Origin of the sequence: Solilutibacter pythonis (assembly GCF_003697345.1) — a bacterium.
Lineage (GTDB): Bacteria > Pseudomonadota > Gammaproteobacteria > Xanthomonadales > Xanthomonadaceae > Solilutibacter > Solilutibacter pythonis.
This window is the reverse complement of sequence record NZ_RFLY01000002.1, coordinates 44930-71303: the sequence shown is the minus strand read 5'-3', so window position 1 is coordinate 71303 and position 26374 is coordinate 44930. Positions and strand designations below refer to the sequence as shown.

Annotated in this window: 25 protein-coding genes and 1 tRNA gene; 14 read left to right on the top strand and 12 right to left on the bottom strand. The window is 63.1% G+C overall.

The genetic code is table 11. From position 1 onward, the window contains the following. Positions 1-34: 34 nt before the first annotated feature. Both EBB59_RS01775 and EBB59_RS01770 read left to right on the top strand, forming a co-directional pair. On the top strand, positions 35-502 hold the full coding sequence (locus EBB59_RS01775; protein ID WP_158601684.1) for an antitoxin Xre/MbcA/ParS toxin-binding domain-containing protein: 468 nt from the start codon (positions 35-37) through the stop codon (positions 500-502). 7 nt (positions 503-509) lie between these two features. Beyond that, positions 510-1055, top strand: coding sequence for an RES family NAD+ phosphorylase (locus EBB59_RS01770; protein WP_122100435.1), 546 nt, complete (start codon positions 510-512; stop codon positions 1053-1055). 747 nt (positions 1056-1802) lie between these two features. Here the strand turns inward: EBB59_RS01770 and radA are convergent. Continuing rightward, entirely contained in the window at positions 1803-3191 is a 1389-nt protein-coding gene (gene radA, locus EBB59_RS01765) for a DNA repair protein RadA (protein WP_122100434.1), read from the bottom strand. A 200-nt stretch (positions 3192-3391) separates the two neighbouring features. Between radA and EBB59_RS01760 the strand changes: the two genes are divergently transcribed. From EBB59_RS01760 to EBB59_RS14150, 11 genes are all read left to right on the top strand, one after another. Continuing rightward, positions 3392-5932, top strand: coding sequence for a TonB-dependent receptor (locus EBB59_RS01760; RefSeq protein WP_122100433.1), 2541 nt, complete (start codon positions 3392-3394; stop codon positions 5930-5932). A gap of 272 nt (positions 5933-6204) precedes the next feature. After that, positions 6205-7116: a cytochrome-c peroxidase gene (locus tag EBB59_RS01755; RefSeq protein WP_211327674.1), complete on the top strand. Its 912-nt coding sequence runs from the start codon at positions 6205-6207 to the stop codon at positions 7114-7116. Between the two features lie 208 nt (positions 7117-7324). After that, positions 7325-8410, top strand: a complete 1086-nt coding sequence (locus EBB59_RS01750) for a glycerophosphodiester phosphodiesterase (protein WP_122100432.1) — start codon at positions 7325-7327, stop codon at positions 8408-8410. 420 nt (positions 8411-8830) lie between these two features. Then, on the top strand, positions 8831-9220 hold the full coding sequence (locus EBB59_RS14155) for a hypothetical protein (RefSeq protein ID WP_245978926.1): 390 nt from the start codon (positions 8831-8833) through the stop codon (positions 9218-9220). A 742-nt stretch (positions 9221-9962) separates the two neighbouring features. Continuing rightward, a complete protein-coding gene (locus tag EBB59_RS13385) occupies positions 9963-10304 on the top strand; it encodes a hypothetical protein (RefSeq protein WP_147455480.1) in 342 nt (113 codons plus the stop codon). 2 nt (positions 10305-10306) lie between these two features. Beyond that, a complete protein-coding gene (locus tag EBB59_RS13380) occupies positions 10307-10834 on the top strand; it encodes a hypothetical protein (RefSeq protein ID WP_147455479.1) in 528 nt (175 codons plus the stop codon). A gap of 58 nt (positions 10835-10892) precedes the next feature. After that, the gene (locus tag EBB59_RS13375) at positions 10893-11429 is read left to right on the top strand and encodes a hypothetical protein (protein ID WP_147455478.1); all 537 of its coding nucleotides are present in this window, start codon (positions 10893-10895) and stop codon (positions 11427-11429) included. Positions 11430-11464: 35 nt separating this feature from the next. Continuing rightward, positions 11465-11956: a glycoside hydrolase family protein gene (locus EBB59_RS01735; RefSeq protein WP_122100430.1), complete on the top strand. Its 492-nt coding sequence runs from the start codon at positions 11465-11467 to the stop codon at positions 11954-11956. A gap of 575 nt (positions 11957-12531) precedes the next feature. After that, positions 12532-12816: a hypothetical protein gene (locus EBB59_RS13370; RefSeq protein WP_147455477.1), complete on the top strand. Its 285-nt coding sequence runs from the start codon at positions 12532-12534 to the stop codon at positions 12814-12816. A gap of 34 nt (positions 12817-12850) precedes the next feature. Next, entirely contained in the window at positions 12851-14725 is a 1875-nt protein-coding gene (locus EBB59_RS13705; protein ID WP_158601683.1) for a glycoside hydrolase family protein, read from the top strand. A 24-nt stretch (positions 14726-14749) separates the two neighbouring features. After that, positions 14750-15316, top strand: coding sequence for a hypothetical protein (locus tag EBB59_RS14150; protein WP_245978923.1), 567 nt, complete (start codon positions 14750-14752; stop codon positions 15314-15316). Between the two features lie 378 nt (positions 15317-15694). Here EBB59_RS14150 and EBB59_RS01715 read toward each other — a convergent pair whose 3' ends face one another. From EBB59_RS01715 to EBB59_RS13365, 7 genes are all read right to left on the bottom strand, one after another. After that, positions 15695-15946, bottom strand: coding sequence for a hypothetical protein (locus EBB59_RS01715; RefSeq protein WP_122100428.1), 252 nt, complete (start codon positions 15944-15946; stop codon positions 15695-15697). A gap of 145 nt (positions 15947-16091) precedes the next feature. After that, positions 16092-16661 (bottom strand): hypothetical protein, encoded by a 570-nt coding sequence (locus EBB59_RS01710; protein WP_122100427.1) that lies wholly within the window; start codon positions 16659-16661, stop codon positions 16092-16094. A 749-nt stretch (positions 16662-17410) separates the two neighbouring features. Beyond that, positions 17411-17683 (bottom strand): helix-turn-helix domain-containing protein, encoded by a 273-nt coding sequence (locus EBB59_RS01700; RefSeq protein ID WP_122100425.1) that lies wholly within the window; start codon positions 17681-17683, stop codon positions 17411-17413. Positions 17684-18174: 491 nt separating this feature from the next. Then, entirely contained in the window at positions 18175-18549 is a 375-nt protein-coding gene (locus EBB59_RS01695) for a hypothetical protein (protein ID WP_122100424.1), read from the bottom strand. A 521-nt stretch (positions 18550-19070) separates the two neighbouring features. Continuing rightward, positions 19071-19793, bottom strand: a complete 723-nt coding sequence (locus EBB59_RS01690; RefSeq protein WP_245978946.1) for a hypothetical protein — start codon at positions 19791-19793, stop codon at positions 19071-19073. Between the two features lie 28 nt (positions 19794-19821). Beyond that, entirely contained in the window at positions 19822-20727 is a 906-nt protein-coding gene (locus EBB59_RS01685) for a transglutaminase family protein (protein ID WP_158601682.1), read from the bottom strand. 172 nt (positions 20728-20899) lie between these two features. Beyond that, positions 20900-21190 carry a hypothetical protein gene (locus EBB59_RS13365; protein WP_147455476.1) on the bottom strand — a complete coding sequence of 97 codons (291 nt, stop codon included), beginning with the start codon at positions 21188-21190 and terminating at the stop codon, positions 20900-20902. 428 nt (positions 21191-21618) lie between these two features. On the opposite strand from EBB59_RS13365, the gene EBB59_RS14145 reads away from it, so the two are divergent. Further along, entirely contained in the window at positions 21619-21780 is a 162-nt protein-coding gene (locus EBB59_RS14145; RefSeq protein WP_245978920.1) for a hypothetical protein, read from the top strand. Between the two features lies 1 nt (position 21781). Here the strand turns inward: EBB59_RS14145 and EBB59_RS01670 are convergent. The 4 genes from EBB59_RS01670 to ileS form a co-directional block, all read right to left on the bottom strand. After that, a tRNA-Thr gene (locus EBB59_RS01670) sits at positions 21782-21857 on the bottom strand. 192 nt (positions 21858-22049) lie between these two features. Continuing rightward, positions 22050-23003, bottom strand: coding sequence for a 4-hydroxy-3-methylbut-2-enyl diphosphate reductase (gene ispH, locus EBB59_RS01665; protein WP_122100421.1), 954 nt, complete (start codon positions 23001-23003; stop codon positions 22050-22052). A gap of 9 nt (positions 23004-23012) precedes the next feature. Beyond that, positions 23013-23519 carry a signal peptidase II gene (gene lspA / locus EBB59_RS01660; RefSeq protein ID WP_170156545.1) on the bottom strand — a complete coding sequence of 169 codons (507 nt, stop codon included), beginning with the start codon at positions 23517-23519 and terminating at the stop codon, positions 23013-23015. After that, a complete protein-coding gene (gene ileS / locus EBB59_RS01655) occupies positions 23519-26362 on the bottom strand; it encodes an isoleucine--tRNA ligase (protein WP_122100420.1) in 2844 nt (947 codons plus the stop codon). Before ileS ends, lspA begins: the two co-directional genes overlap by 1 nt. Between the last annotated feature and the right edge of the window lie 12 nt (positions 26363-26374).

Genomic DNA, 26374 nt, shown 5'->3' with positions numbered 1-26374 from the left:
GCACTTCCACCATATGGAAGATAATCTTCGCCATATGGACAGATCCCCACCCCGCTTCCATACCGCCGAAGCCGCCGCCGCATATCTGCCGACCACGCCCTATTCGCAGATGGCGGACCTGCTCGACGCCGATATCGCCAACGAGGCCGACATCGTGCGCCTGACCGAAACCGGCGTCGGCGCCCGCGCCTACAAGCGCGCGGCCAAGGTGCTGGGCTTCCCGCATTCGCTGATCGCGCCGGAAACCACCGTGCGCCGCCGGCTGAAGGAAAACGCCCGTTTTTCCGAAGCCGAATCCGAGCGCCTGATCCGCCTCGCCCGCGTCTATGCCGAGGCGGTGGCATTGTTCGGCGACGAAGCCGCCGCCCTGCAATGGCTCAACACGCCACAAGCATTCATCCCCGGCGATGCGCCGGTCAGCCCGCTGCGGCTTTCCGCCAAGGATTCCGGCGCGCGGCTGGTGGAATCGCTGATGCGCCGCACCGCCCACGGCATGTTCTGAAACCGGCATGGCGGCCGACCCGACGCCATTGCGTCCACGCGCGAAACCGGCCGGCAAGCCGGCGCCCGCTCACGGCCGCGCGGAGGCGGGAGAACTGGCCGGGCCGCTCCGGCTCTGGCGCATCTCGGCTTGGCCCGGCCTGTCCGGCATCGGCGGGCACCACGGCGACGGCCGCTGGCATACCCAGCCGCGCAGCGTGCTCTATGCCGCCGAACACCCGGCGCTGGCCGCGCTGGAAGTCATGGCGCACATGCGGCTCTCGCTCGCCAACATCCCGGTCACGCTCAAACTGATCGCCATTGATGTGGGCAAGGGCGCCTTACAAGCCGCCCCGCCGGAACTGCCGGACGGCTGGCAAGCCAACGAACCGACCACCCAGGCGCTGGGCAACCACTGGCTGGACGACGGCGAAGCCCTGCTGCTGCCGCTGCCTTCCGCCGTGATGCCGCATGCGCGCAATTACCTCGTCAACCCCGCCCATCCCCAGGCCCGGACGCATCTGAACGAAGCGCGGGTGGAACCCTTCTGGTTCGACAAACGCCATTTACGCTGAACGAGACCGGCGCCCGGCCCATTGCCTCGATGCCCGCCACGGGCCCACGACAATTCGGTTTGGGACTCACGGCCCATGCGCGGTTTCTCCGCCCCGACCGTGAACTCATCGTTAACGGTCGCTTGGCTGCGTTCGGTTTTCTTAGCGGCCCGCGCGGCCGCGAACTGGCGCGTGATGGTTACAGGTGCAGGACTTGTTTCTTAACGACCTGCGCGACCACGAACCCCGTGCGTGATCGTCAACGATACCGAGCGCTTTCTTAGCGGCCTGCACGGCCGTGAACGCCATCCCCAGCCAGACTGGGAACCGTCCCACCTTTCTTAGCGGCCTACGCAGCCGTGAACGCTCTTGCATGCGATATGACGCACGCCGAATTTTTCTTAGCGGCATACGCGAGCGTGAACGGTCAAAGGCAAGACGTTCTCAACCCGCCGCCTTTTTAAAGCGGCCTGCGCGCCGTGGGCCCCATGCGGTCATCCGTCGCCTGCCCTACATTTCCAAGCGGCCTGCGCGGCCGTGAACACGCCCAACCGCGAGGACAGATACACCACCGATTTCCAAGCGGCCTACACAGCGGTGAACACGCCCAAGAAGGCGAACTTCGGGCTGTGCTTTTTCCAAGCGCTCCACGCGGCTTCGTGAAGCTGCATTCCATCCGCCCCACTCGAGGCCGAAACTGGCGTGCCGCCAGCTAGGTCACGACACACGACGTCAACCGCCTCGCCATTGGCGTCGCCGGCGCGGCGCTCACGCTTGCTCCAGCGCCTCGGCCAGCCGTTCTACCGCGATCACCTCCATCCCGTTGATCGAACCGGACTTCGGCGCGTTCGCTTTCGGCACGATGGCGCGCCTGAAGCCATGCGTGGCGGCTTCCTTCAAGCGCTCCTCGCCGTTGGGCACCGGGCGGATTTCGCCGGAGAGGCCGATCTCGCCGAACGCGATGGTCTTCTCGGCCAACGGCTGGTCGCGCAAGCTAGACAGCACCGCCAGCAGCACCGGCAGGTCGGCAGCGGTTTCCTGAACGCGGATGCCGCCCACCACGTTCACGAACACGTCCTGGTCGCCCACCATCACGCCGCCATGGCGATGCAGCACCGCCAGCAGCATCGCCAGGCGATTGCCTTCCAAGCCCACCGCCACCCGGCGCGGGTTGGACAGCGGCGAGGCATCGACCAGCGCCTGCACCTCCACCAGCAACGGACGCGTGCCTTCGCGCGTCACCATCACGCAACTGCCGGGCTGATGCGTACTGCCGCCGGAGAGGAAGATCGCGGACGGGTTCGGCACCTCGCGCAGGCCACGCTCGCCCATTGCGAACACGCCCAGCTCGTTCACCGCGCCGAAGCGGTTCTTGAACGCGCGCAGCACACGAAAGCGGCTGCCGGAATCGCCCTCAAAATACAGCACCGCATCGACCATGTGCTCCAGCACGCGCGGCCCGGCGATGCCGCCTTCCTTGGTGACGTGGCCGACCAGAAACACCGCGGTGCCGGTCTCCTTGGCATAGCGCACCAGCCGCGCGGCGGATTCGCGCACCTGGCTGACCGAGCCGGGCGCGGCGGTGAGCGTTTCCGTCCACAGGGTCTGGATGGAATCGGCAATGATGAAGCGCGGCCTGGCGACGATGGCCTGCTCCAGGATGCGCTCGACGCAGGTCTCCGCCAGCGCTTGCATGCCGTCGAGCGGTAGGCCCAGGCGCGAGGCGCGGCCGGCCACCTGCCCCAGCGATTCCTCGCCGGTGACATACAGGCCATGCAAGGCACCGGCCATCGAGGCCAGTGCTTGCGTCAGCAGGGTCGACTTGCCGATGCCGGGATCGCCGCCGATCAGCACCACCGCGCCCTCCACCAACCCGCCCCCCAGCACGCGATCGAACTCGCCGATGCCGGTGGATACCCGTGCCGCCTCGGTCTGCCGCACGTCCTTCAGCGCGGTGATCTTCGGCGCATCCACCTTGCCGGCCCAGCCGCTACGGCGACCCGCCGGCGATTTCGCCGCCGCCGCGCTTTCCAGCGCGATTTCGCTCAGCGTGTCCCACGCGCCGCACGCGCCGCACTGGCCCTGCCACTTCGGATGATCGGCCCCGCACTCTCGGCAAACGTAGGCGGTGCGGGCTTTGGCGGCGGTCTTGGCCATGCGGAACTCCTGTGAGATGCCGAAAGCTTAGCGGCGCGGCATCTCAAGCGCCGAGATGCCCGTGGAAAAACATCGAAAATGGGATGCCGTCTGACACAATCGGGAGCATTTCCTCGACAAGCGCTTTAGAATTCCCCGGCCAGCCAGCTACCCCGTTACGGGTTTCGCCAGCGAAATGCTCGTCGCTCGTGGAACTCCCAATGAAAAAACTCGCGCTGGTCATTCTCGCTTCAATGTCCGTTTCCGCCACCTTTGCCGGTGACCGGCCCGGCAATGCGGTCGCGGCCCCCTCCCCCGATACACGAAAGCCACGCGATGACGGCCCCGTGCCGTACCTGCTCGATCGCGTCCAGGTCATCGGACAACGGTTGTTCCCGTACCAGGAAGGCGTCAGCATCGATGAAAAATACGTTCAATCCCAGGCCAAGGGCAACGGCGACATCGGCACCCTGCTACGCGTGAACCCCAGTGTTCAGTTCAGCGACACCGCGCAAACCTCGCGCAACATGGGCGAAATCCGGCCGGCGAACATCAGCATCAACGGCGGGCTGTTCTACCAGAACAACTTCCAGATCAATGGCGTGTCCTTCAGCAATGACCTGGATCCCGCAAACGACAACCCGCAGCATCTCAGCAAGCCGCCCAGCGACGCCCAGGGCCTGGCGGTGGACACCGACCTGATCGCCAACCTCACCGTTTACGACAGCAACGTCCCAGCCGGTTTCGGTGGCTTCAACGGCGGCGTGGTGGACCTGGTCACCCGCAAGGCCGCCAACCGCTCCGGCGGCAGAATCTCGTGGCGCGCCAGCCGCTCGGCGTGGAACCGTTACCACATCGATAAAGCCGCGCTGGCAACGTTCGAGGCATCCGCCTCGCAATCGGCCCAGCCCGTCTACGACAAGCAGAAATATTCGATCATGCTCGAAAACCGCTTCGGCAACGGCCTCGGCCTGGTGGCCGGCATCTCGCGCCTGCGCTCGGAGATACCGCTGCGTGGCTATGTCGCGGGCTACATCCCCGAACACGACGAGGCCACCAAGTACAACACCCGGCAGAACACCAGCTACAGCCTGCGGGCCGACTGGGCGCCCGCCAGGAACTGGGAAATCGACCTGGCGCTCAACTACGACCCGACGGACGAGCGCTACTTCATCGTCAATACCCGCAACTCGTGGTTCGATCTCCAGCGCGGAGGACATGTGGCCACCCTGCGCGCCACGCGCAGCGGGACCTGGACGGTGGCGCAGGCACTCAGTCACTCGCGCCTGGACAGCTCGCGCGACGGCCGTGGCGTGCGCACCTGGCATACATGGGCCTGGTCGAAGGACAAAAACTGGGGCAGGCCGGAAAAGAAGCAAAGCCAGGAAGGCAACTGGGGCGACATCGACCAGCAAAGCCGCAGGACGGAATACAAGCTGACGGCGGACCGGGAGGCGTTCGACTGGGCCGGCATGCGCCACCGGATACAACTCGGCTTCTCGGCATCCACCCGCAAGGGCACCTACCACCGCCTCAACGATCACCACGTCTACATTCGTCCAGCCGCCACCACCAGTTGTACCGCCGCCGATGGCACGACCGATACGGTGGCCTGTTCGCTGGATGCCGTCCCCGGTTACGGCGGTAAGGGGCAATACCTCCAGATCATGGATGTTTATCGCGCGGGATATTTCGAAGTGCGCGCCGATGCGCTTTCGCTCTTCATGCAGGACGACATCCGCTGGAAGCGATGGAGCCTTCGTCCCGGCCTGCGACTCGATCATGACAACCTGAGCAGGCAATGGACGCTGTCGCCTCGCCTGGCCGTCTCCTGGGACATGTTCGGCGATACCCGCAGCCTGCTGACTGGCGGCATCAACCGTTATTACGGCCGCAACCTGTTCGCCTACAAGCTGCGGGACGGCCGGGAGTCACTGAGAACCCGATACACCCGGACCCGTTCGGGGCCCCATGCGCTGATGTGGCGCGCGCCGCAGACCGCCCGCGACCAAAGCGCCTTCGCCGACATCAAACTGCCTTACAGCGACGAACTGACACTGGGCATCAACCAGGCATGGGCCGGCATGGACTTCAACCTCAAATGGGTCAGCCGGCGCAACCACGACGAGGTGATGCGCCAGAGCATCAAGCAGGAAGGCATGCAACTGCCGACCTACACCTACGTCAACGCCGGCCATGCCAGGTCGCGGACCCTGACACTGGGAATCAGTCCACACAAGCCCTGGAAATGGAACGGCATATCGACCACGGCCATCCTCGCAATGGACAAGACCCAGGTAAATCGGAATTTCAGCGTCAGCGGCAGTGACTACGATTCGATCCTGAACGACGACTACCTCAACAGCCGTGTGCGCTACCGGGGAAAATTGATGCGGGCCGATGAAATCCCGGCCAGGGATTTCAATCGCCCATGGACCGCACGACTCGCCATCCAGACCCGATTCGGTGACAGCGGGCTGTCGTGGAGCCACTTCCTCCGCTACCGCTCGGGTTTCATGGGAATGATCCAGCGTGAGTCGGAAGTCATCGATGACGAAGTCGTCCGCGTCTACGACAGGCAGCCATTCCCCCGCAGCTTCACTTGGGACACCACCCTCCAGTACGAAATCCCGACGCTCCGGAACATCCGGCCCTACGCGCGCGTGGAGGTCACGAATCTCCTTAACCGCGCCAACCTCATCAACGCCGCGCTTTATGAACCGGGCCGCAGCTATTGGCTCGAAACCGGCATTCGCTTCTGAAGACCGATTCGCCAACCATGCATCGTCGCACCCTTCATCGCACACGCCACCTGCCCGCTTGCCTGGCCGGCGCCCTGCTTGTCGTGCTGCTTCCGCTGCCCGCACGGCAGGCGCCCACAGGCAGCCCGGCACTCGAAAAGTGCGGACGCGCCATCGCCATCAGCTCCGCCACACCCGATTTCGATTGCCTGCGCATGATTTACGAACGGCCTGTCCGGGAATGGCCCGCGCCAGAAATCGATATCGGGGTTGCATGGCGGGAAATGGCCCCCTTGTCCACGACCCCGCCGGAACCCGCCTACAACCGAGCGACACCCCAGAAGATCGCACTGGGGAAAAGGCTGTTCGACGACCCCAGGCTCTCGCTATCGGCGCAAATCGCCTGCGCCAACTGCCACGACCGCCAACTGGGCTGGGGCGATGGGCGCAGCGTGTCTTTCGGCCACGACCGGCAAGCCGGACGCCGCAACGCCATCGGCGTGGCCACCAGCGCTTTCTCCGCCGCTCTATTCTGGGATGGGCGGGCAACCACGCTGGAGGAGCAGGCATTGCACCCGATCGCCGATGCCAAGGAGATGGCCTTCGACCCTGAGAAAGCAGCCAAACGCTTGCAGGCAAGCGGTGACTACGACGCCGCCCTCATCGCGGCATTCGGCGATGCCAGGATGACCCCGCGGCGCATCGCCTACTCGCTTGCCGCCTTCCAGCGCAGCCTGGTTCCACGCTTCAACCGCTTCGACCGGTTCATGGAAGGCCACCACAAGGCTCTCACCAATCAGCAGGTCTGGGGCTTGCACCTGTTTCGCACTCGCGGTCGCTGCATGAACTGCCACTCCGGTCCCGCGCTGAGCGACGACGGATTCCACAACCTCGGCCTGCACTTCTACGGGCGCGCACGCCAGGACCTTGGCCGATATGAAGTGACCGGCAACCCGGCCGATAGCGGTAAATTCCGCACGCCCTCCTTGCGCAACGTGGCGAAAACCGGCCCCTGGATGCACAACGGGATATTTCCGGACTTACGCGGCCTGATAAACATGTACAACGCCGGGATGCCACGCCCGCAACCGCGCGAGGGGCAGGAGACCGACCCGCTGTTCCCACGACCCGACCCGCTGTTGAAACCGCTTGACCTGCATCGCGCCGAAATTGAAGCCATCACGGCATACCTGCACACGCTCTGATCCGCTTCCGGGAAGGCCCCCCGCCACGTCGATCAACCCGACAAACGCACACGGCGGCGCGGGCTTCGGCGGCGGTCTTGTCCATGCGGAACACCTGTGCGATGCCGGAAACCCAGCCGCGCGGCATCCCAAGCGCCGAGGTTGCCGCACGCGCGTCATCATCGCGGGCCATACTGGCGTATCGTTTCGTTCCAATGATGGTGCCTCGATGCTGCCGAGATTCCTCCTCGCCCTCGCCCTGTTGATGCCTGCCGCCAACGCCGCCGCCGAAACCCGCATGCCCGCCGCCAAACCGATGGTCATCGCCCATCGCGGTGCCAGCGCGCTGCGGCCGGAACACACGCTCGCCGCCTACCGCCTGGCCATCGAACACGGCGCCGACGCCATCGAACCCGATCTGGTGATGACCCGGGACGGCGTGCTCGTCGCCCGCCACGAGAACGAAATTTCCGGCACCACCGATGTCGCCGCGCATCCCGAATTCAGCACTCGCAAGACCCGCAAGCGCATCGACGGCCAGTGGGTGGAGGGCTGGTTCAGCGAGGACTTCACCCTGGCCGAACTGAAAACCCTGCGCGCCCGCGAACGCCTGCTGCAACTGCGCTCCACCGCCTTCGACGGCCAATTTCCCATCGCCACGCTGCCCGAGATCATCGAACTGGCCGCCGCCGAATCGGCGCGGCTTGGCCGCGACATCGCGCTGGTGCCGGAAATCAAGCATCCCAGTTATTTCAAGGGCATCGGCCTGGCAATGGAGCAGCCCCTGATCGACACGCTCGACCACCACCAATACACCCGCCGCGCCCCGGTCATCATCCAATCCTTCGAAACCGGCAACCTGCGCGAACTGCGCGCGAAGCTCGGCACACGCGGCAATATCCGCCTGCTGCAACTGCTGGACGAGGCCGGCGCCCAGCCCCATGACTTGGTACTGGCCGGTGAAAACACCCGCTACGCCGACCTGATGACGCCCGACGGCCTTCGCCGCATCGCCCGCTACGCGGATGCCATCGGCCCGTGGAAGGGGCTGCTCGACCTGCAACGCGGCAAAGACGGTCGCTGGCACAGCCGGTTGATCGACGACGCCCATGCCGCCGGCCTCGATGTCATCGCCTATACCTTCCGGCCCGAGAATCACTTCCTCCCGGAAGATCATCGCGATGCCAAAGAAGCCACGGCCCGCAACGAATCGGGTGCCATGCGCGAAATCCGGGAATACACCGAAGCCGGGTTGGACGGCCTGTTCGCCGACGATCCGCAACTCGCCCGCCGCGCCATCGACAACCGCCCCTGAGTAACGGGCAAGAAAGCCGCCCATAAACGGCTCCACTCGGGGAAACAGAGTAGAGTCCGGGCGACTTTTGGCTTTTGGCTTTTGGCTTTTGGCCAACGTTTTACCGCTTCGACCCAATGAGAGCTAGCCGCATCTTTGGACAGACTACACTCCAAGGCAGAGCAGCAGGAGAACCGCATGGCCTCTGGGAATCATCGGACAGGTAGCTCTGCTCGTCTGCACGCGGGCGCGCTGCTATCGCATTCTGGGGTCATAAAGACAAACGCGGTATTTCTCGTCTTCGCTCTGTCTGCATGTCGGCAGGCAGTACCAAGTGCTATGCCTGCACCCTCTCCGCAGGAACCCACCGCACGGACCATCCCAGCGTCAGGAGTTGTGCCATCTGCATCCACTCCTACGACTGAAGATTGGAAACTCTCGGTGTCTCCAGGCGAAGGCGGGAAATATCGCATCCACATTACCGATGCAACCGGCCGAGAACTTCAAGTCATTGATGGACAGGAAGGCAAGCCCCCTTACGAAGCTGCCGCTCTATTAAAGCTCGATGATTTCACGGGGGATGGAAAGCCCGACATCCTTGTTCGTAGCCTCTCTGCAGGCGCTAGTGCGCTGACGAGTGAAAGCATCTATGTGTACGACGCAAAGTCAGGCCACTTTCTCGACGCCGAGCTTTTCGAGAACGATGGCGAGGTCACAAAGACCGGGCCAGGATGCATAGCGGTGGAACACCGTAATCTAGACAACATGACCTATGCAAAGGACCAGTACTGCTGGGAAGGGAGTTGGGTTTTCAAAGGGAATAAGGACTGATGTCATTCGATCAGGAACGGTACGAGCAGCTTCGTATGCAGTTGGTGGGCCGCAATGAAGCGAATGTAGGCAACATCTATCTCGATGTACTTGGCATCCCTACCGTAGGACTTGGTGTGGCGCTAACCGCCCGTCAGGCGGATCGGGGATCGCCCCGCGAAGGAGAATGTCGTTTCGGCCGCGGACCTGCTCTCGCCCTATGACGACCCCATGCTCCGTGCCGAGATGGACGAGGTGCAAGAGCGCCTAGTTACCCTTCCGAACTTCATCCCCTGCAGATCTCAGATAACCGCATCGGGCACAGGCGGGCGCGCCTTCAATGGCTCGCCTGCCCGGTGGTGGTGCTATCGGCCTTTCTGGGGGCGAAGTGTGTGCAGGCGGGGGGCAAGGCGTGGGCGGTGCCAGCCGTCCATCGGCTTGTCCCCCGCCTGTGTCCACGGTGGCCGCAGGCCATCGTCCCCAGTTGGGCAGCAGATCGCTGGGCGTTGCGCCGACAATCGAGGCGTTCTCTGACGCCGCAGCAGGAAAATTCCTAGCCCGGAAAGGTAGGACCAGAGTCCATCTTTGGCTAGACTGCGACCCATGTAATAGGTGGCAGGAGAACCGCATGGCGACTATTGGTAATCATCCAACATGCGATGCAGCTCGTCAGAGCAAAGCTACGTGCGGACCAGTCTCGCGCCTTTTACACCCCATCCTGCTTTTCTTAGTCTCCATCTCAGCTGCGACAGGATGCACTGCCATGAGCGATGCCGACACATCTACCGAGCCATTTCGAGATCAGCAATCCACCGCAGAGGCCAAGACCCAGATCGGACACTGGATCGTTCCCGAGATGCCCCTTGCTGATGCCGTGCAGGCTCTTGGGGCACGAGGCTTCTCTTGTAAGCCTGCTGACACAGCACCGGGAGAATTCCAATCGTCGATCCTTTGCCTTTACTCGACACCGCCATCTCCACCACCGGACCAGCGCGTAACGGCTCCAACTACACCGATAAATTGGTTCGTCACGCTGAACTCCAAAGATGGAGCATTGGTCACTGACTTCCAGGTGGCGCGCACGCCTAGAGAAATTGGAGGCTGAAAATGCCAGGCGATGAAGCAAAAATTATCGTAGGGACGAGTCCTGTTGCCGCTGACAGACGGCACGCGTATCTCCTCTTCGAACGATCCGATGGTAGCCAAATTGTCGTCCGTGGCGGCCCGGATGCTCGCGCAGAAGGCAACGATCTCGCCAATTTCGCGGAAAGCACGCTGCTAGGTTCCGACAAGTTTGGCAACATCCGCGTTGATGCAGCGCCCTACGTCCCGCCGTACAACGCCGTCTATCAAAAGCAAGCGGACGGGTCCATTCGCCCAATACCTGTCGATCAAGCCAACCCCAGCGACCCGGCACTTTTTCGAGATGCACAAGGAAACGTTGTCGTGCAGCAGGAAATCGCGCCAGATTGGCCGCTCCCGGGTGAAAAGCACGAGCGCGTGGTTGTCTGGCAAGGAACGGGTCAAGAACTTGAGAAGAAGCTGAATACTGTGCTTGCGGCAGGACAACAGATCAATGATGCAAAGCTTGAGTATTCTCCGCTGTACAACAACAGCAACGGTCCGGAAAGGTAGGACCAGAGTCCATCTTTGGCTAGACTGCGACCCATCTGATAGGTGTCAGGAGAACCGCATGGCCTCTGGGAATCATCGGACAGACAGCCCCCCTCGTTTGCTCGTGGGTACGCTTCTGGCTTTGTGCGTCGGCATGGTCGCCTGCGCTTCTAGCCAGTCAGCAAAGGCTGATTTCAATGGCGTCTGGTCGGTCAAATTGTGCGACGAAGCAAACCCACAATTGCAATGCGGTAGCTTCGATCTGTATCTCACCCAGAACGGCGATAGGATCTGCGGAGACCACTTCGTTGCCACTCCAGGACTATCTCGGCTTGATGAAAGTGATCCTGGAACCGTGCTCGGCACATTCAACGGAAAAAGCGCGGTCCTTCTGATAAAGAGCACGCGAAACAACGCTTGGTACTTGGCGAAGGGTAAAATTTCCGGAACGGACCTTGTATGGCGCCGCGTGGGCATGGCGGTGGCTGGGCTGGATGACGAGCCGCCGATCATTCCAAAGGAAAGCACACTATCCCAAACAACCGCGCCCGAATACGTCAAGCATCTTAAAGAACTTGAATCAGCCCCGTGCCAGTGGGCAGACCAGCAGGGCTGAAATCACCAGCCCAAGGCGAACGAAGGAGGCGTTAAATGCCAATCGACTATAGAGAGCGCACGGAAGATCAGTATCGCCAGCGGGCCAGCGTGATGATCCAGAACTTCGAGGGATACCGTGCTGTGCCTTACGACGCTCGCGACGATATGGCAACTATCGGGTATGGGTACCCTTTCAATAGGGACAACAATGTCGAACTATGGGACAGGGCTGGCGTACAACTGTCTCAAGCCGAGCGCCAGCAGCTAGCTGCTATCGACAGAGCGCCTGCGGGGCAGAGAACTGCCTTGCGACTTGCATTCAACGTACGAATTACACGCGATGAAGCCAGCAGCTTGCTGGAAAACGCCAGCATATCCAGGTACGAAGGTCATGCCACGAACCTGAACATGCCATTCTCAGATGAGCGAGCTGTTGTCGTGTCACTTACATACAACCGTGGTGCCGGACGCATGGTGACCCACATGCAAGGGTTCAATGATGCGATCAGAGATGGCGACCGCGTGAAGGCATGGTATCAACAGTGAAGCATGCTCAGGCGGGGCCTGCGGATCGCAGGTAACCGCATCGGGCACAGGCAGGCGCGCCTTCAATGGCTCGCCTGCCCGGTGGTGGTGCTATCGGCCTTTCTGGGGGCGAAGTGTGTGCAGGCGGGGGGGGCAAGGCGTGGGCGGCGCCAGCCGTCCATCGGCTTGTCCCCCGCCTGTGCCCACGGTGGCCGCAGGCCATCGTCCCCAGGCTGAAGTCAACAGATCGGGGCGTTCTCCGATGCCTCCGCAGGAAAACTTCTACACGGGGAAGTGGGACCAGAGTCCATCTTTGGCTAGACTGCGACCCATGTGATAGGTGGCAGGAGAACCGCATGGCAATCCGAAGATCCACAGTCGGCGCACTGGCGAGTTTTCTGCTCGCCTCGTGCGCTAGCTTGGCCGCTTGCACGTCCAGCCCACCAGCGCAAGCTGCGAGGGCAGATTTCAATGGCGCATGGTCGGTGAAGTGGTGCGACCAATCAAAACCTGACGCAGATTGCGGGGGGTTCAACCTTGATCTAGTCCAGGACGGAAGCCGACTGTGCGGTAGCTATGACAGCGCCCGCGTCGGATTGTCCCAGATCGACGAGGGCGGAAGAGTCTCAGGCTCCACAAATGGTAACAGCGCAGTTCTAACGGTGGAAAGCGAGCGCAGTGGTGCGAAGTACGCCGCCCACGTAGTGCTCGACGGCAACCAAATCCATTGGAAGCTGGGAGAAACCATCCGAGAGGCTGACCAGGACATCGACATCGTTGCGATTGATGAAAAGCTTGATCGAAGACCACTTCAGGGCGATCTGGCTTTGAAACACGCCGAGACCGTATCGGACTGCCAAGCTCAATGGAGCAAGAAGTAGGGAAACATCGAAACCGCCGCAATTGGGAGCGCATATGGACTACCGCGAGCTGACCGAACAGGAATACTACGACCGCCTTCGCATCGTGGTGGCTGGTGCCGAAGGACTCCACGCACGATCCCAGGATGTAGGCGACGGCATGGCCACCATCGGCTATGGCTACACGTTCAATCGGGGCAACAACGCTGATATCTGGCAAGCCTCAGGCATACAGCTGACACCTCAGGAAGTCGCGGCCCTGGAAGCCATTGATGCTGCCCCCGCAGCAAACCGAACGCGCCTTGGACTTGCCTTCCCTCGCGAACTTACCGCAGCAGAGTCGGAGCAATTGCTGCGGGCCTCCATGCGCGAATACGAAGGACCAGCAAACTCTCTGAATATGCCGCTGTCCGAAGAGCGTGTTGCCATGGTCTCGTTGACTTACAACCGCGGTGCCGGAGCATTGACGGGCAACACGGCTAGGGACATCCCGGAACATCCCATCATGGATGCCATCCGGGATGGGAACAGGGCCGAAGCATGGTTCCAGATGCGATACAACTGCTGGGGCTCTGCAGATGCGCAGTTCGAGGGCGGTCTGCGCAAGCGGCGGTTCGCCGAGGCGCAAGTGTTCGGGCTCTACGACGATCCAAACAACGTGTCGCTGGATGAGGCACGCAGCGTTGCCCAGATGTACGGCCTGCATCGGGATGAGATCGATCAGGTGGAGCGAGCCCATGGCGTATCGATCGACGGCGATCTGGCCAGGCGGAACCGAATCGCGGAGGCGAACCGGGACTACCCTGCCCTCGTCCGCGAGTATGGAAGTGTCCAAACCATCGCGGACTCACTGGAGCCGGCTCGCCAGATGCTGTTGAGGCAGGCCCGCGAGGAAAACCCTGCTTTGGCGGATCGGGTCACACCAGAGAGCTTCACTGCGGATCGGATTCATCTTGATCCGAATCGAGATTTGCGGGATGCGACCAGCGTCGACCAAGACCTAGCAAACATGCGCAACCAACGCAACCCACCAAGGGCTGCGACGATTAATGCCGTCGGCCGAGAACAGCGCAACTCGACCACAGAGGATGTCGACCCGAACCATGCCACAACTATCGATTCTCGACGGATGTCGCGCGGGCAGAATCCACAGGAGATTGCTAGCAACGACTTGCTGATGGGACAAGGCGGCGACGACACCCTGCGCTCCCACCGTGGCGATGACATCCTGATCGGCGGGCAGGGCCGAGACCGGATGGAAGGCGGTGAAGGCCGCGATACCTACGTGATCGGCGCCGGCGACACCGTGATGGACAGCGACGGCGTGGGTGAGGTGCGCTGGGGCGGGCAGCAGCTGACGGGCGGCAGGCGTTCGGAGTCCGATCCCGCCAATACCTACCGCAGCGAAGATGGGCGCTTCATCTACACCCTGGAAAACAACAACCTCTCGGTCACCGACACGTTGGCCACCGATCAGGCGCTACGGGAACGGGCGGTGATCGAGAATTTCCAGAGCGGCCAGTTGGGGATCACCCTGAGCGGACCGGGTGGTGGCGGCGCAGATCCGCAGGTGGACCCGCAGCGCCCGGACGACCAGGAGCACCGTCGCATGATCGACGATGACCGCGACCGCCGCAACGACATTCAATCCCCTGCTCCCGGCGCCGAGCTGCCCGATCGAGAGGAGGTGCGGGCCAGGGAGAACCCGCAAGCATTCACTACCGGCGACCCTGACCTCGACAAGCTGGCCACCGCACTGTTTGCCAATGACGAGGCCGCGATTTCGCGCGTGTCCGCACAAATCGAGCAGTCCCCTCAGGTGCAATCGTTCGAGCAGTGGGGGCGCGACCTGGTTGCAGCCCAACAGCGAGAAGAGCTCCAGCAGCAAGAAATGACTCGGCAGATTCAAAACCCCGTAATGCGAATGTGATCGTCCATCGGTATCGGAACCCCCATGTCCAACGAACAAGCACTTCCCACCCTACTGGCATCGCTTCAAAACACACTCAAACTGCAATCCGCCTTGCTGGCCAAGTTCGAGCAACGCGAGGCACGCATGCAAGCCGCATTCGACCAACGAATGCGGGCATTGCAAGGCGAAGTCGCGCAGGTACATCGGCGGGTGGATGGCATCGTCAGTGGCGCCAGCACTCAGATCGCCAAGGAGGCCAAGGACGCGGTGTCACCCGTCGCCCGGGAATACGACCGAGCCGTCTCGGCCACCTCCGCGCATTTGCAGGGGGCCAGCAAGACCGTCTGGCTGTGGTTCGCCGCCGCCGGTACGATCCTGTTGCTCGTCCTTCTCGTCGGCTGGGCCGTATTGGGCTATTACCACCGCGAACTCTCCGCCGCCAAGGAAGAACTCCAGCGTTACGAAAACGCCATCCCCATCCTCCAAGCGTATTACGCATCCGATGCGGTCATCTGCGGTGGCCGTGTGTGTACCAACACCGATCCCAATGGGCAGCGAACGGGCGACAAGCGCCAGTACCGGCAAGCCAAGCCACGTCCCAAGCAGTGAGATTGGGGGAGTATGCGAAATTGAGCTTTCCGGGGGTGAAGCATGCTCAGGGGGGGGGTGAGGTGTGGGCGGCGCCAGCCGTCAAGCGACCTGTCCCCGACCTGTGCATACAGTGCCCGCAGGCTATCGCCCCCAGTTGAGTGGCAGACCTCCGAGCATTGCGCCGCCAATCGAGGCGTTCTCTGACGCCACAGTAGAAAAATTCCCAGTCTGGAAAGGCAGGATCAAAGTCCATCTCTGGCTAGACTGCGACCCATGTGATGGGTGGCGGGAGAACCGCATGGCAATCCGAATATCCACACTCGGCACACTAGCGAGTTTTCTACTCGCCTCATGCACTGGCTTGGGTGCTTGCGCATCCAGCCAGCCGAGGTGCGCCTACCCGTATCTCAACCGGTCGGCCCAGCACTTGGTCTCTCGGTCCACGTACAGGTCCAGCGCGCGGCAGTACGGTATGCCCGCGAGGCGCGCCGCGTCGTCGAAGTATTCGGAGTACGGGCGGACGCCCGCGGCCTCGGCCCGCTCAGCCAAGGACGCGAGGAGGTCGCCGCCCGTGCGCAGGGTGCTGACCATGCCGGACAGCGCGATGGCCACCGGGTGGTCGATCGAGTAGTGGGCCAGCTTACGCATCGTCGCTCCCGATCAGGTCGTGGTCGATGTCGCGCTCGCGCATGGCGAGCTGGAGCGAGCCGAGCGGGTTGGACTTGCCGGCGTTCCAGGCGCGGATGGCGACCAGGATGCCCTGGAGGCGCGCGTCGCCCAGCTTGATGTACTCCTAGACCTTCAGGAAGTCGTCCTGCTTCATCGCCGACGCCAGCTCGGCCGGGCCGACCGGGCGGTCCTTGCTGGGCATGCGGTCGATCAGGGACAGCACGGCAGACGCCAGTGCGACGTTGCGCGTGTCTACGGCGACCTGGGCCATGTGGCCGAGCTCGGCGGGGCCTGCGTGCTGGAGCTGCTGGAGGTACTCGGTGCGCTTCGGGTCGCCCTGGGCCGCGCGGCCCAGGACCTTCGCCGGGGAGTCGTAGAACTGGCGCTGGCCGATCAGCTGGGCGTGCGGGGCGCCCGCGTCCTTGAGGATATTGTCCAGCTCGGCCTTGGAGTTGTCCTTGATCTCGCGGACGGTGGAGACCGTCTCGTGCTCGGCGAAGCGGGCGACTTCGCCAGCACCGATGCCGGGCGCGCTCTTCCAGCGCGCGGCGATCTGCTGCTTGCGGGTCGCGATGTCCTTGTTCAGCCGCTCGATGGCGGTGAGGGTGCGCTTGTGCAGCAGGTCGAGGGTCGAGGCGAGCTCGCCGATCTGCTGGGGCGTGAGTAGGGGGGTGTCGCTGAGGGTGATCTTCATGGCTCGTTTGCTCCTGTGAGGTTGGTCCTCCGGTCGCCTGTCACGAGCGCATCCCCAACCGTGGGGTGGTCTGCGCGCCAATGCGCTGACCGGATGCCTTCAATGTGTCGCGGAGCACTGGCCGCGAACGCCATTGTTTCCCGGGCGTGTTTCCCTCGGAGCTGCCGCCGTCACCGCGGCTTGCGGATCATGGGCTTGGCGTCGCGCCGCCCGCCGATGCGATGTCAGGCGTCCCTGTCCGGGCGCACACCGACGGCCCAGCCTCCGGAGCCGCCGCACTCCACGCACACGCGGGCGCGGGCCACGTCCTCCGAGAAGTGGGGACGGCCGCAGCACATGCAGCGGAGCCAACCGACCCAGCGCACAAGCCGTGGGGGATCGAAGTTCGTGTCCATCACGGGCGTGCGTCGCGCGCCGCCGTCGTTCGGCCACCGTGCGGGCGCGATGAGCTCCCTGCCCATCCGCACCGTCGCGGGATCGTGCACCTGGCGCTTTGCGGGCGTGGCGCCGAGCCATCGGTAGTCCGGGTGCCTGGGGTCGTGCGCGCGGGCCGTGACCATGCTGTAGCCCACGCCGAGCGCCTGGGCCGCCGACCTGGCGGAGGGGTATCGCACCCCGTCCACCTCGACGGCGACCGCGTGGCCGTTAGTGCCCGCGGTTGACGCTGCCATGCTCGCGCCACCCCTCGTATTCCTGTGACATGCGCTCCCAGGTCTCGGCGTCCAGGCGCGACACCGGGCCGATGCAGGTCATCTCGCGGTGCCGACCTTCCGCATTCCCTCACCCATCGGCTGGCCCTTCGCATACTCGCGCAGGTCGCCCATGCGGTAGCGGATCAGCTTCGGCCCGACGCGGACGTACTTCGGGCCCCCGCCGTTGCAGCGGTACCAGGACAATGTGTTGTACTTGAGGCGCAGGAACGCGGCCGCCTCCTGGGCGGTAGCCAGCGCGTCGTCGGGGAGCGCGTGCAGCTCCGCCAGCTCCTCGGGGGAGAGCTTCTTTGGTTCGTAGGGGGTAGCCATCTCGGCCTCCAGGTCAGTCAGTGCGGCGGTGCCGCGGGATGACTGCCTGCTGTTCGTCGCAGAGATGGACCCGTGCTCCCCGTCAGTCGGTGTCGGGGCGGGCCTCAGCTGTTCTTGCCGCCAAAGGCACTTCTGACCGCCGTAGCAACTGCCGGCAATCCTCGGGCAGATCGCCAGCCCGATTAACTCACATAGTACCGGCCCGACTCACGCGCCGACACCAACATGTCCGTGCTCCCCGGTGAGCCCGGGCCACTCGGCGCTGCCCGGGCAACCAAGCTCCGAGGCCACGGCGCCCGGACGCGCTACGGGCCGCCTGGTGCGATCCAAGTCACGTTAAATACACGAGGCTTCTCGTGCATGAAAAATCAGGTCGTACGGAGGGTCTGCATCGTTGTTGGCAAATTTGCCAAACTTTCCGTTATCCGCGATAACGAAGAAGCACCTTATTGGCCTCTCAAATATGTCTTGAGCAAGGATCGAAGAATGGGTCATCTCACTCCATCCAACTCCAATAGGGTATGAGAACCTAAAAAATCAAGCTCCTTCAACGAGCCCCAATCGGATTGTCCGATGTCTTCAACGACGGCAAACCTCGTCGCCCCGCTTTCTTTTGTGCGAGCGACAAATGATGAAAACTCGTCTTCTGTGAAGAGTATCCCTCCCTGCATGAAGTCAGCGACCAGGTTGCCGGCGACAGATACTTTTCCGGAAGCTCGCTTGAATACGGATTCGAGGAGATACACCCAATCACGCTTAAACGATTCGCGATCGGTCCAATAGTTTTCGAGATACCGGACCGTCCTCTCATCCAAGCTATTCGACGAGTACCCTTCTATCTTGGAGGCCAAGAAGTCGGCGGTCATTTCTTCGGCTCTTCCACTCGGATCTTGTAGATTTGATTGCCTTCATTCCTGGTCATCCATCAAAAATGACCAAGGCGTTATGGGAAGCACAAACTACCGTGTGCAATAGTAGGGATAAACGGGAAATGATAGCGATCGAGCGGGGTCAACTGCGATTACTTCCGCATCACCAAATGCTGCGTAGGCAATGCTTGCCCGTAAAGTTTGGCCTGGCTCCAAGCGAACCTCACCACATCCTCCGGGGCAATATGCCGTCATGGCTGCTTTCGGATGCAGAGGACCGGTGGTCGTGGTCAAGACTGCACCTTCGTACCCCATCGGAAATGTGCCGTCTTCGGCAGGCCAGCTTTCCTTCGAAAGGCATAAGGGCGCGCCGACGGCAGACGTTAGGGCTACGTCGTATCGCTTCTCCGTCGGATTATCAACCACCGAAACACTGAAATCCTGCGGTTCTGCGCGTCGAAATGGACTAGCACAGGCAGTTATCGCCATGCACAGCAAGGCGACTGCCAGAAACCTGCTCATCGAGCCTGGTCCATGATGTGGTCAGGATTGATAAGGCGCTGCCGGCTGGGCAGCGTCTTGAAGATATTTTGTTGCTGAGGTGTCCCGAACTTGTATGCCGTGTCGCCATTGAAGAACTGGTCCTTATACCCCAGCACGGCATGCCCCGTTTCGTGACCCGCACCCCAAGCTAACCTCGACGGATCATTGAAACTCGCATGCGTAGTATTGACGATGACCATTTTCGGCCCGGTGGTAGGCACCCCCGCCAAGGTATCTCCACCGGCCCCATACGTGGCATTGATTTGTGCGCCCGTCATTCCATTAGCTGGAATAGCTCCCGCACTGGTATCTCGCAATGCCGCAGCCATTGAACTCATATCTGAGGCAGCCTTGGCCATGTTCTCTGGCGTAGCTGAGCCAGCACCGAAGTTACGTTCGAAAGACTTCTCAGCACGCTGGAGCGCCTTGCCACCTTCGGCCAGTGCACTGTTGATCTTGCCCGCCGCCTTTTCCAAGCTGCCGGCGGCGCTCTGCTGGGCGCGGTCGAACTGCTTCCACTGCCTGTCCGTCCAGCCAGTGCCACGCGACAGGCGCCCGTCCGGGTCGGTGAAGCGATAGGGATTGTTGTTCCCGTACCAGTAGCGGTTGTAGTTGGCGCCCGTATTCGGGTCGGCTTGTACGGGGTCGGCTGAAACGAACCGAGCCGACGCGTCGGAGGCGATGGCGCACAGCACCACGGTCAACAGTCCTGGAATGGCAAGCGCATCACTGTCCCCTTTTCGCGCGTTCGCGCTGAATGGATTGTAGGTAGCTGGCTTCCTGCTCCGGCGTTTTCTGCGTCCAGCCGAGCGATTCGGCCTTGGCGAACCATGCCAGATTCTCTTGCGACAGGCACCAGTATTCGTCATGCAGTTCGGGCGGCACGTCCGCGGCGTTCGGATACTTGGACCGGATGCGCTGGTCGGTCTGGATGTAGTAGGCGTTGGCCTTCCAGATCATCGCCACCGGGTCCTTGGAGTTGGCGGCCAGCGCCAAGTCGGCCACGGCCATGAGCGCGTCGGCGTCCTTCTTCTCGCCGTAGTGCTCCATCAGCGTGCCGGCGATAGCACCCACGCCCTCGTGCGGCAGCAGCGGGCGCAGGTATAGCCCGTTGTTCAACGCAGTCTCTGTGATGCCGGTTTCGCGCTGGTAACTGCTGTCGTATTTGAAGCCGCCTGCGGTGGCTTCGATGTTCAACCACATCTGCTGCTCGTCGTCGGCGAACTTCACCAACAGGTGGTTGGGTGCCGTGGCCAGCGCAACGGTCAGCCCCAGCCGCTGGCCCAAAATGACAAAGAGGGTGGGCATTGAAACGCAGTTGCCCTTGCGCGTCGCCAAGTAGGTGGCTAGCTGCTTGTTCTTCGGGTTTTTACCCAGCGGGTCCGACAGGTCGTAGGTGAAAGGCTTGTCCTGGTTCCACTCGCCAGGCACGTAGAGCGTCTTGAGCAAGGCGTCGAGAACCTGCCGCGCAGTCGGGGTGGCGGGCACGTTGCCGCGCACAGCGCGTTCCCATTGGTCGAGTTGCCGGCGCACGGCCGCGGTATCGGTGGACGGGTCGATGATGCTGTTCACCGCCAGCTTGGCGGTGGCGTAATCGACACGATCGTCGGGCAGTTGGAACTGGGCTCGCAACGGCGAAAGGTCAGAGGCGGCCAACGTAAGCGGGGCCAGAGCGAATAAACACACGCCCCAAGCCCATTCGATCCATCGGCGGCTCGCCCATCTCCCCATTTCAATCCTTTCCCCCGCTCGTTGATGATCCTAGACCCTGTCAATTGCTGCTGTCCAGTTGCTCACCCTAGGCCTACAGACAGGCGCCGGCCCAGGCATCCGCGATGTTGTCCCGGCCCTCAAGGATGACGCTCCTGCCGCCCGACACGAAGCACCGGAAGCCGGTGTACCCACCGAACTCGTTCTTGCCGTTGACCCGACCGCAGGCGACCACGCCGAACTCCTCGGTGTAGTTGGCGCGCACGTCGCGGAACTGCGCGGCGTCCGGGTCCTTCAGCTCGGCCCTCACGGCGCGCTCCGCAGCGACGATCGTTTCGGCGCCGAACCACTTCTCCTGCTGCGCCTTCTTCTCGGCCGCCGACATGGGGCGATCCGGCTCGGGCTGTGGCGCCGCAGGCTCTTGCGCTTGCTTCGGCGACGGCTCTGCCGCCGCTATAGGCGCGGGGGCGACTGTCGACTCACTGCGCGGCACCAGCTTCGACCCGATCCAGGCCAAGACCACCAGGACAACCAGAGGAACCCCTATCCGCTTCATGCACTCCCCCTAAGCCAGCGCCAGTAAATAGTCTGTTTTGGACTAATCCAATACGGACTCTAGCGTGCGGTGACCCGCCGGCCACCGCGCGATGGCCCAATCGACCCACAACCCCGACCGACTATCAACTCCTACTGACCGTCCTGAAGGCGGCCCGCAAGCGGGCGGGCGTGTCGCAGGTCGATCTGGCCGAGCGACTTGGGAACACGCAGACCTTCGTGTCGAAGTGAGAGCGCGGGGAGCGGCGCATCGACGCCGTGGAGCTGGTCGAGTTCGCTGAGGCGCTCGGCGTGCCGCCGCTCGGATTGCTGACGGAATACCTGGCGCAGCGCAGCGCGGGGAGCTTCCCCAAGGCCAGAAGGACAAAGAACGTGCAAAGCAAGAAGGGCAGCCTTGTGGGCTGCCCTTCTCACCTTTAGGTGGTGCCGGAGATAGGAATCGAACCTACGACCCCATCATTACGAATGACGTGCTCTACCAACTGAGCTACTCCGGCGGAAACCTGAAACTTGTTCAAACCGTGTCCGCGCTACCTCACCATCGGTCCGCTGGCGGCCCTAAAGCCTTCTACCGCATGCCTTTTGCCTCCGCCACCACGACAACCGCGTCGCGATTACGAATGCGCCGCTCTACCAACTGAGCTACTCCGGCTCGGGGCGTGGATTATAGGGCTTCGGCACGCCTCGCATCAATCGATCAGGCGCAGGCGCAGTTCTTTGGGCAGGGCGAACACCATGTTCTCCGGTTCCCCATCCAGTTCGCAACAACGTTCACCCGCGCCCAATTCACCCAGGCGATCCAGCACGCCCCGCACCAGTACGTCCGGCGCGGAGGCGCCGGCGGATACGCCGACCTGACGTTTGCCGGCCAGCCAATGCGGGTCGATCTCGTGCGCGCCATCGATCAGGTGCGCTTCCACGCCCTCGCGCTCGGCCAGTTCGCGCAGGCGGTTGGAATTGCTGCTGTTGGGCGAACCGACGACGAGGATCAGGTCGCACTTCGCCGCCAGTTCGCGCACCGCGTCCTGGCGGTTCTGGGTGGCGTAGCAGATGTCGTCGTTCCTCGGCCCCTGCATCGCCGGAAAGCGCGCGCGCAAGGTGGCGATGATGTCGCGGGTGTCATCCACCGACAACGTGGTCTGGGTGGTATAGGCAAGGTTGCCGGGCTGTCCGACTTCGAGCGTGCGCGCGCCGTCGATATCCTCGACCAGATACATGCGGCCGCTGGCGCCCTCGCGCGCCCACTGGCCCATCGTGCCTTCCACCTCGGGGTGCCCGGCATGGCCGATCAGGATCATGTCGCGGCCATTGCGGCAATGCCTGGCCACTTCCAGGTGCACCTTCGTCACCAGCGGGCAGGTGGCGTCGAACACTTTGAGCCGGCGGCGGTCGGCTTCGTCGCGCACCGCCTTCGATACGCCGTGCGCGGAAAAGATCACGGTGGCGCCATCCGGCACTTCGTCCAGTTCCTCAACGAACAATGCGCCGCGCTGCTTCAGGTCATCGACCACGAACTTGTTGTGCACCACCTCGTGACGGACGTAGATCGGCGCCCCCAGCATCTCGATGGCGCGCTTGACGATCTCGATGGCGCGATCGACGCCGGCACAGAACCCACGCGGGTTGGCGAGCAGGATGTCCATGTTCCGAGCCTAAGCCCCCTGCGCTGAATCTTTCTTGCCACCGCCCAGCACGCCGAACAGCACCATGCCGATGGCGCCGCCGACGATCGCCGAATCGGCCAGGTTGAACGCCGGCCAGACGTAATCGCCCGCATACCATTTGACGAAATCGATGACGTGGCCGTGCTGCAAGCGGTCGATGACGTTGCCCAGCGCACCGCCGATGATCAACGCGTATGGCGCGGCGGTTTTCCAGTCGCCGCGATGCGTGCGGTACAGCCAATGAACCAGCAGCCCACAGATGACGAAAGCGAGCACGGTGAAGAACCAGACCTGCCAGCCGCCGCCGTTGGCGAGGAAGCTGAAGGCCGCGCCGGTGTTGTAGGTGCGGTACCAGTTCCAGAAACCGGGGATCACCACGATGTCGGTGTATTCCGGCAATGCGCGCAACACCCAGTTTTTCGTCCATTGATCGAGGGCGATGACCAGCACGGACAACGCCAACCACGGTAGCGCGTTCGGTTTCGGGGCCTTCATCAGAACCACCTCCGGTCTTCGCCCTTGCCTTCGATATTGTCGACGCAGCGACCGCATAGTTCCGGGTGTTCGGCATGCGTTCCCACGTCGGCGCGATGGTGCCAGCAGCGCACGCATTTGGCCTTCACGCTCGGCGTGGCCAGCACCGACGGCACGCCGCTTCCCGACTGCACGCTCACGTCGCCGCTGATGAACAAAAAGCGCAGTTCGTCGGCCAACGGGGCCAGCCAAGCCAGCGTTTCGTCATCCACCGACAGCGTGATCTCGGCCTCCAGCGCGGCGCCGATCTCGCCGGCGGCACGCATCGGTTCGAGCCGCTTCGCCACCTGTTCGCGCAAGTCGAGCAGCCGGTCGAAGCGAGTGGCGGAGATCGGCGCATCCGCATCCAATTCCGCCAGACCGTCGTACCACTGGGCCAGCATCACGTCCCCGCCGCGAACACCCGGCAGGTGGCGCCAGATTTCGTCGGCGGTGAAGGCCAGAATCGGCGCGATCCAGCGCGCGAACGCCTCGGCGATGCGATACATCGCCGATTGCGCGCTGCGGCGGCCGCGCGAATCCTGGCGCATGGTGTAGAGGCGGTCCTTGGTCACGTCTAGGTACAGCGAGCCGAGTTCCACGCTGCTGAAATTCGCCAGCAGCTTGACCACCTCGGCAAAATCGTAGCGGGCGTAGGCTTCGACGATCTGCCGCTGCAACAGCGCCGCTCGATGCACGATCCAGCGATCCAGCGCGACCATGTCGTCGAGCGGACGCAGCTCGCGCGCCGGGTCGAAGCCATCCAGATTGCCAAGCAGGAAGCGCGCAGTATTGCGGATGCGGCGGTAAGCATCGGCATTGCGCTTCAGAATTTCCTGCGAGAGCGACATCTCCTGCGAGTAATCGGCGGAAGCCACCCACAGGCGCAGGATGTCGGCGCCGTACTGCCTGATGATCTCGTCCGGCTCGATGCCATTGCCGAGCGACTTGGAGAATTTGCGCCCTTCGGCATCCACCACGAAACCGTGGGTCAGGCACTCGCGGTAGGGCGCGGCCTTGTTGATCGCCACCGAGGTCAGCAGCGAGGACTGGAACCAGCCGCGATGCTGATCGGAGCCTTCCAGGTACAGATCGGCGGGCAGGTCGTAGCCGCGCGCCTTCAGTACGCATTGATGGGTGACGCCGGAGTCGAACCAGACATCGAGAATGTCGCGCACCTTGTCGTACTGCGACGCCTCGCCGCCCAACAACTCGGCGGCGTCCAGCGCGTACCACGCATCGATGCCACCCTGCTCCACCTTCAACGCGACCTGCTCCAGCAACTCGACGGTGCGCGGATGCGGCTCGCCGGTTTCCTTGTGCACGAACAGGGCGATCGGCACCCCCCAGGTGCGCTGGCGCGAGATCGTCCAATCCGGCCGGCCCTCGATCATCCCGGCGATGCGCGCCTCGCCCCAGCCGGGATACCACTTGACCCGCGGGATCGCGGCCAGCGCATCGCCGCGCAGGTCCGCTTGCCGCATCGAGATGAACCACTGCGGCGTGGCGCGGAAGGCGATGGGCGTCTTGTGCCGCCAGCAATGCGGGTAGCTGTGCAGGATGTCGTGCCCGGCCAGCAACGCGCCATTGGCGCGCAGGGCATCGACGATCGGGCCGTTGGCCTTCCAAATGTGCATGCCGGCCAGCGCCGTATCCCCAATCGGGGGTGTCGACGGCAGGTAAACGCCACGCCCGTCGACCGGATTCAACTGGCCAATCGAATAGGCATCGAGCAGCCCGGCGCCCTGCGCCACCGCGAAGTCTTCCTGGCCGTGACCGGGCGCGGTATGCACGGCGCCGGTGCCGTCCTCGTCGCTGACGTGATCGCCGGTGAGCACCGGGATGTCGCGTTCGGCATAGAACGGATGCGCGAAGCGCTCGCCCGCCAACGCCGTACCGGGGATCGCATGACCATGCACCGTCATCCCGTCCACGCCGTAGCGCTTCAACGCGCGCTCGGCCAATGCGGCGGCCAGCACCAACCAGCGCCGCGCGCCGGCATGCGCCGGGCCTTCCACCAGCACGTAATCGATCCCGGGGCCAAGCGAGACGGCGAGCGAGGCCGGCAGCGTCCACGGCGTCGTGGTCCAGATGGGGACGGCGACCTCGACGCCTTCCGGCAATCTCGCGCCGAAGCGCGCGGCGATGGCGGACGAATCCCGCGCCGGATAAGCGACGTCGACCGCCGGCGAGGTCTTGTCGGCGTATTCGATCTCGGCCTCGGCCAACGCCGAGCCGCAATCGAAGCACCAATGCACCGGTTTCACGCCGCGCGCCAGATGGCCGTTGCCGATGATCCTGGCCAGCGCGCGCAGTTCGTCCGCTTCGTACTTGAAATCGGCGGTGACGTAGGGATTGCCCCATTCGCCCAGCACGCCCAGGCGCTTGAAGTCGGTGCGCTGCAAATCGATCTGCGCGCGGGCGTATTCACGGCATTTCGCCCGGAAGGCATCGGCATCCAGCTTGTTACCGACTTTGCCGTACTTCTTCTCGATGGCGATCTCGATCGGCAGGCCGTGGCAGTCCCAGCCGGGAATGTAGGGCGCATCGTATCCGGCCAGCGTCTTGCTGCGGGTGATGATGTCCTTCAGCACCTTGTTGACCGCATGGCCCAGATGGATCCGGCCGTTCGCATACGGCGGGCCATCGTGCAGCATGAATACCGGCCGGCCTTTGGCGGCCTCGCGGATGCGGCCATACAGATTCTCGTCTTCCCAGCGCGCCAACGTCACCGGCTCGCGCTTGGGCAGATCGCCGCGCATCGGGAAATCGGTGGCGGGCAGCAGAAGGGTGGATTTATAGCGGTGGCTGTCGGCTTCGCTCATCGTGATGTCGTT